This is a genomic window from Niabella drilacis, from assembly GCF_900101395.1.
Lineage (GTDB): Bacteria > Bacteroidota > Bacteroidia > Chitinophagales > Chitinophagaceae > Niabella > Niabella drilacis.
Genome location: NZ_FMZO01000040.1, coordinates 1 through 6,633, shown reverse-complemented (window position 1 = coordinate 6,633; position 6,633 = coordinate 1). Strand labels below are relative to the sequence as shown.

General features: G+C 45.7%; 7 protein-coding genes. 6 read left to right on the top strand and 1 reads right to left on the bottom strand.

Features of this window, described 5'->3' with window-relative positions; genetic code table 11:
- Positions 1–239: 239 nt before the first annotated feature.
- From BLS44_RS26090 to BLS44_RS26070, 5 genes are all read left to right on the top strand, one after another.
- A complete protein-coding gene (locus BLS44_RS26090) occupies positions 240–710 on the top strand; it encodes a hypothetical protein (protein WP_143019950.1) in 471 nt (156 codons plus the stop codon).
- 76 nt (positions 711–786) lie between these two features.
- A complete protein-coding gene (locus tag BLS44_RS26085; protein WP_090393701.1) occupies positions 787–1,230 on the top strand; it encodes a DUF3592 domain-containing protein in 444 nt (147 codons plus the stop codon).
- Between the two features lie 60 nt (positions 1,231–1,290).
- Positions 1,291–1,731 (top strand): hypothetical protein, encoded by a 441-nt coding sequence (locus BLS44_RS26080; protein ID WP_090393700.1) that lies wholly within the window; start codon positions 1,291–1,293, stop codon positions 1,729–1,731.
- A 35-nt stretch (positions 1,732–1,766) separates the two neighbouring features.
- Positions 1,767–2,501: a hypothetical protein gene (locus tag BLS44_RS26075; RefSeq protein WP_090393699.1), complete on the top strand. Its 735-nt coding sequence runs from the start codon at positions 1,767–1,769 to the stop codon at positions 2,499–2,501.
- Between the two features lie 284 nt (positions 2,502–2,785).
- Complete coding sequence (locus BLS44_RS26070; protein WP_090393698.1) at positions 2,786–4,018, top strand: DEAD/DEAH box helicase; 1,233 nt, start codon at positions 2,786–2,788, stop codon at positions 4,016–4,018.
- Positions 4,019–4,369: 351 nt separating this feature from the next.
- Here BLS44_RS26070 and BLS44_RS26065 read toward each other — a convergent pair whose 3' ends face one another.
- Positions 4,370–5,518, bottom strand: coding sequence for an RCC1 domain-containing protein (locus tag BLS44_RS26065; RefSeq protein ID WP_090393697.1), 1,149 nt, complete (start codon positions 5,516–5,518; stop codon positions 4,370–4,372).
- 430 nt (positions 5,519–5,948) lie between these two features.
- On the opposite strand from BLS44_RS26065, the gene BLS44_RS26060 reads away from it, so the two are divergent.
- A partial coding sequence (locus BLS44_RS26060) for a contractile injection system protein, VgrG/Pvc8 family (RefSeq protein ID WP_218127770.1) occupies positions 5,949–6,633 on the top strand: 685 nt, incomplete at its 3' end.

The window sequence follows — 6,633 nt, the reverse complement described above, 5'->3', positions numbered from 1 at the left end:
TTTTTTGTGTGTATAAGCGTATAGGTATCCCGATACAAGACCCCGCCGCAATCTCCATCACAATGACCACGGCTGTTAGCCGGGCAGGCATTCTTATTGAAGAGGACTGTAACAAATACCCTCTTACTGCCGGCACAATAGGCTCGCCAGAATAGGCGATGCCGCCGAACCAGGTGATGACGTATATTTGGTATCAGGGTAAAATGGCGTGCTGAGGGTTGCCCAATCTGCTTTAACATATGGAGCTTCTTTTTAAATCGATAGTGACCGGACTGCTTATACTGTTCCCGGCAGTTTTAATGGCACAGCTTACAGAACATCGTACAGATGGGGAGAAGTGGCGCGTGTACGGACAGGTTAAACGGATGGGCCTGACCAAAGCAAGTCTTCAGTATAGAGCGCATGCGGCCGATTCTACGTTTATCCTTTTGCTTGAGGACGACCGGAAAGAACTGAAAAGCTTTTTTAGCATCCGCTTTAACAGCAGGGGCAATACGCTGCATGGGCTTTACGGTATCCTAATCTCATTTTTTGAAAAGGAGAACTGGAGCAACAAGGAATATATAAAGGTGTTTACCCTCGGCGAAACAAAGGTAACGGTGTATAAAATAACGGATCTTGACCCGCAAAAGACCATCATGCTTTCTGCAGATAAAGGTCGTGCGCGGCTTAGCAAGAATGAAATCAATCAGTTGTTCCATAGGCTATAAACAAAGATCGCGATCGTATGCCCACAATTTGAATGAATGAAAGTGAGCTTCCCCAATAATAAAAGGAACCATAAGCATGATTATCCTGTATATCATTATGATCTTAATTGCGATGCTTCCGCTCTGGAAAACGATCCGCTTTATACGGTTAGAGGAACGGATCAGAAGGGAGGGGATTTCGACTACGGGCATTGTTATCCATATTCATACAACCCGGTACCAGCGGGGGCCGGCAACGGACCGGGTGCATACCCGCTATCAAAGTATTATACCGGGTCAGTATCACGAGGCAAATTTTGTCACAAAGCACCAGAAGTACCAGGTCGGTCAAACCATCCCCGTAAAATATATCCCGGAACAACCGGATAAAATTGTTGTAGCTCTGAGAAGAGGCTATTGGCTGATGCTTATTTTCTCAATCGTGTTATTATTGTTTGTCTTTTTTGCGATCTACAAAATTAACGAGATGGTAAAAGCCGATGGGCAGCCGTATACGTTCGATCCCCCCTGGAAAGATTAAGAAGGAATAAATGGTTGGTGTGAAATGCTGAAAAAGCGGGGCTTGTAAATCCAATTGCTTATGGATAAGTACAAAAGTCTGTATCGCCGGATGGTGGTCCCGATGCTCTTTATGCAATTCGGTATTTTCAGAGATTACTGGAGCGATTTTTCAGATAATGCCTGGGCGGTAGATGTGCATTACTGGACGGGCACGGTCTGGTACCTGTACCTGATCATTCAGCCGTATTACGCCACCCATGGACAACTGGCGAAGCACAGGACCAATGGCATCATTGGAATGTTTATTGCCGGTGGTGTATGCTTAACCGCTTTTAGCATGATGCACCGGGACATCGCCACAACGGAAAGGGCCCGGATGGCACCTGAGCAGTTTGGCCCCTTTCAACCCTGGTTTTTCTTTGGCGTGGCGGCAGCGGTAAATGTGTTCAACTTTTTTTTAGAGCCGATAGGAAGATCGGAGATCGTACAGAAGGTTTTAAAAACGATGATAAAAGGATGAATCCGTAACGGCTTCAATAATTGTAAAATAAATTTATGGATACTGCATTAAGAAAAAGGCCCTCTTATTTTTTGATGATATCCATAGCAGGAGTGCTGGCCGCATTTATTGGTTTTGCAAAAACATTTTTTTTGCCCCTGTCAACCGGGGATTTTAAGGCGCCGGTTGTGGTGCATGTACATGGCGTATGCGCTTTTGCCTGGATTATTTTGTTTTTTGTTCAAAATATATGCATCCACCGGCGGCGCTATATACTTCATAAACGGCTTGGTGTTGCCGGCATAATCATCGCTGCGGGCGTTTTTATCACGTTGTTTTTTGTTGGGCGTTATACGGTAGATAAACAGTTGGCAAACGGGATAACCCCATCAGGTTATAACGACCTGCCGGGGGTGATAACCGGTGCTGTTTTGTTCTTTGGGCTTGTTTGTGCAGGTATCATCAACCGGAAAAGAAGCAGCTATCACAAGCGCTATCTATTACTGGCAACCGTAGTAGTGCTTTGGCCGGCATGGTTCCGCTTTCGGCATTATTTTCCCAATGTGCCGTATCCGGAATATTGGTTCGCATTGGTGCTGCCTTACAGCCTGATTGTGATTGCATGGATCTGGGAGTATTATAAGTATGGGGCCATACACCCGGTGCTCAGATGGATGGGCCTTTTTATTATTACAGAGCAGACGCTGGAGCAACTGGCCTACGATTCATCCATCTGGCGGATGGGAGCAAAATGGCTGTATGGATTCCTTTATACGGCCGGATCTGTTTAACCCTGGTTGCCCGCTGGCCCCGTTTCGCAGGAAAAGCAAAAGATCGTTTATAGCAATGCGGTTGCTTTTCTCAAAAAATAAAGCCCCGGGAACAAGATCAGCTGTTCCGGTTCTGTAAAACGGTATATTGGTATGGAGCTGTAATCGCGGAAAATGGAGATACTTCGCTTTTTATTTCCTCCTTTCTGGTAAAAACGGCTTCGCAGCATACTTTGAGGGCAAATAACCCGGTTCAATGCGTTAAAGCCAGTATCTTTGCAGCCTAATTTTTTAATAAGCAGGAAGTGAAATTTACAGAATTTGGATTCGACGAACGTCTGATGGAGGGTATTGATGCCTCCAATTACCAGCAGGCAACCCCTGTACAGGAACAGGTGATTCCGCATATACTGGAAGGAAAGGATGTATTGGCCTTTGCACAAACGGGAACGGGTAAAACCGCAGCCTTTTTGCTGCCATTGATCAACCGGTTGCTTACAGGCCCTTCTGCGGGAACGGATGGCATCAAGGCCATCGTTATTGTGCCTACAAGGGAACTGGCCGTACAGATCGCACAGCATTTGGATGGCCTTTCTTATTTTACGGATGTCAGCTCTGTTGCCGTATACGGCGGGGGAGATGGTAATAATTTTATAGCGGAAAAAAGAGCCTTAACAGCAGGGGCCGATATTGTGATCTGCACACCCGGCAAAATGATGGCGCACATGAAAATGGGCTATGTAAAGCTGGAGCACCTGCAATGCCTGGTGCTGGATGAGGCAGACCGCATGCTGGATATGGGTTTTTATGGTGATATTATGTATATCGTGAACCATTTGCCAAAACAACGCCAGAACCTCCTGTTCTCTGCTACCATGCCGCCGGAAATAAAGAAGATGGCACAAAATATTTTGCACAACCCGGTGGAAGTAAGCATTGCCATGAGCAAGCCTCCGGCAAAGATCGTGCAGCAGGCCTATATGGTGTATGATGAACAAAAGATCCCGCTGATCCAGCACCTGCTGGCCGCAAAAAAATACAAGGCCGTGCTTATATTTTGCAGCAGTAAGCTCAATGTTAAACAATTGACCCGCGATCTGCGCAGAAAAGGGATCAAGGCTGGTGAAATACACAGCGACCTGGAACAGGCGCAGCGGGATGATGTGCTGATGCGGTACAAAAGCGGTAGCCTTCCGGTATTGGTAGCTACCGATATTCTAAGCCGGGGTATTGATATTGATCATATCGATCTGATCATTAATTTTGATGTGCCACGTGCCGGAGAGGATTATGTGCACCGTATTGGTCGTACAGCCCGTGCGGAGGCAGAAGGCAGCGCCTTTACCCTGGTGAACCAGAAAGATCAGCGGAAATTTATGGCCATCGAAAGACTGATCGGCCGGGAAGTAGACAAAATAACCATACCTGAGCACCTCGGTAAACAACCCGTATACAATCCTGTCCGGCAAAACCGCCCGGGTGGGGGCAGCGGGGGTAAGAAAAAATATTATAAGAAAAAGGGCGACCGGCACCAGTGATATCATCTGGCAAGTTCGGATCAATATCCTTCGGGTACCAGGGCAAAAGAGCACGACATTTTTGATACCGGTTGATGCCCTTTTTTGTCTACGCATCATTGATTGTTCATTTTTGCGTTCTGAGAGCATGTAAGAGTGCTTCCCTTGTAATGATATTACCTGTTAATTTGAAATAGGGTGATATTTGTAGAATATTAAGTCCGGGCCCTATTGATCTGTTAGGTCTCTTGTGCAGCCCAATGAATCGGGAGTGATAACATAAAAGATGCCGGCCTTTTTAACTTTTGTGAGGGGCTGTATATTTTTCTCTTTCGACAGTTCTGCGACACAAAGAGTGAAATATTTCCCTGTTTATTTAGTTATATTCATTTTGATGAAAGTGCTACTGAAATTGGTGTTGCCTGCCCCTAATCCAGATTCACCAATTCCCAATTGCCCATATTCATTCGAGCCGGTAACCCAAAAAGAGCTGTCTGATTTTAATATAATGGTGTGTAGTGAGCCATCGCTAACTTTTATAACATTGTCAGTGATTCTTTTAGGGGTACTTCGGTCAATCGTAGTGCCATCACCTAATTGCCCTCTATAATTATTCCCCATAGCCCAAAGGGAAAAGTCTTTTTTAATAACATGACTATGGTAATAACCACAGGAAATACTAATGGCCTCATTCATTATTTTAACGGGAACAGTCCTGTCTACAGTAGTGCCATCACCCAATTGCCCATTGCCGTTAGACCCCATAGCCCAAATTGAGTGGTCTTCTTGAAGGATCAGCGTATGTAAAAATCCTGCAGCCATATCTCGAACATGCTCCATTATTTTTACAGGCGAGTTGGCATACCCGTTAGGAACATCCGCATTATTGTCGCCGACTCCAAGCTGGCCAGCGAGATTATTTCCATATCCCCATACCGTATTATCTTTGGTAAGAATCAACGCATGTTGTTCCCCTGCTTCAATTTTTATAACATTGTCTTTTATTTTCTGCAACTGATATCCTGCGGAGCTGGTAGTCGTATGTATAACCCATAATGTATTATCGCTTTTTAATGCAATCCCAATGGGCGTAGCAGGAGCGTGAAAGGCTTTCGAGCTGATTATGTTGTCAGCAATTTTGGTGAATTGCTTATAGGTTTGCATACTCAATGCATCCCAACCAGAGATCCATAATGTCTTATCCTTCTTTACTGCTAACAAATACCCGGCACCAACTGAAATCTCTGACACATCATCAAGTATTTTAACAGGACTGGTATACACCCCACCCTCATTATCTGTACCAAACATCCAAACCGTATTTTCGCCTGCAGCCCACAAAGTTCCATCTGGCTTCAATATAAAGCTGTTTGAATAACCTGCATACAATTTGTATAATTTATAATTTTCACTGTTAATATGTTTATCTGCTGGTTTTGATATCTCCGTTCGTTTACAACCAAGAGAAAGTATAGCTAATAAGATTGTGCAACATAGGGTTAAACGCTTTTTAGTATTCATAAAGAGATAGTTTATTTGCGAAGCGAAGATAATAACCCTGCGTACATATTTAATTTATTTGTTCTTAATGCTATAAAGCTTCCGGCTACGGGAGCTGCCTTTTTTTAATCGCCAAGCATACATTTCCCTGCAAGGAAGCAGAAAACTGTACTGACTCCAGGGGGCTTCTGCCGCCTGAGAGTACGATCCTGTGTACGTACCTTTAATAGCTCAGCCCTTCTCATTACAGGAAGCCCCGGCCTTTTCCCGGCCCTGAAACTGCAATGCCGGCAGTATACCCATCGCCCGTAGCCGGACAACTTGCGGGGGGAAAAAGCGAGCGTATAAATAAAAAATATTTTCTATATTAAAATTTTGCTATATCTTTAAGGGCAGCATGTGAAGAAAGAACCGAGCGTTAACCTTATTTCGTCATAGAAAAACCCTGAGTATGGCCCAACTAACCGAACCTATGTTTAGCATAAACGGGAGCCCGTTAATGCAGTTTACCTCTTTTTCCCTTATCCAGAACATTTTTGCTCATCACCAGTTTACGTTGGTTTGTCCTGCGGAGTCGATCGACGGCAGGTCGGGTATGTTCACGGCCTCCAAAGAGATGATCGGCGGCAGTTTTGGCGCGCGTATCAGCGGGGTGGGTCTTTCAGGCACGGTGTTGTTCAACGGGATCATTACGGGAGTGGAGACGGCTCGTTTTACGGGTCATCACGGGGATGTGATCATAACGGGCTACAGCCCTACGATCGTTCTGGACAGTGGTCCTCATTGCAAGAGCTGGGAGAAGAAAGCGCTGAAGAATATAGCGCAGGATGTGCTGAAGTTTTTTCCGCAGAACCTTTTGGAGCCCCAGGTACAACCGTTGTATGGGGAGACGCTGGCCTATACGGTACAGTATAAGGAAACGGCCTGGGAGTTTTTGCACCGGCTGACGGGTACGTATGGGGAGTGGCTGTTCTGGGATGGCCGGAGCCTGGTAGTGGGTCCTCCGCGGGATCAGAAGAAAACGGAGCTGGTGTATGGGCGTCATCTGAGCCGTTTTAATGTGGCGCTGGAGGCGCGTGCGACGGAGCAGCAGCTGCTGGCCTGGGATTACCTGAACAGCCAGGTGTACAGCAGTG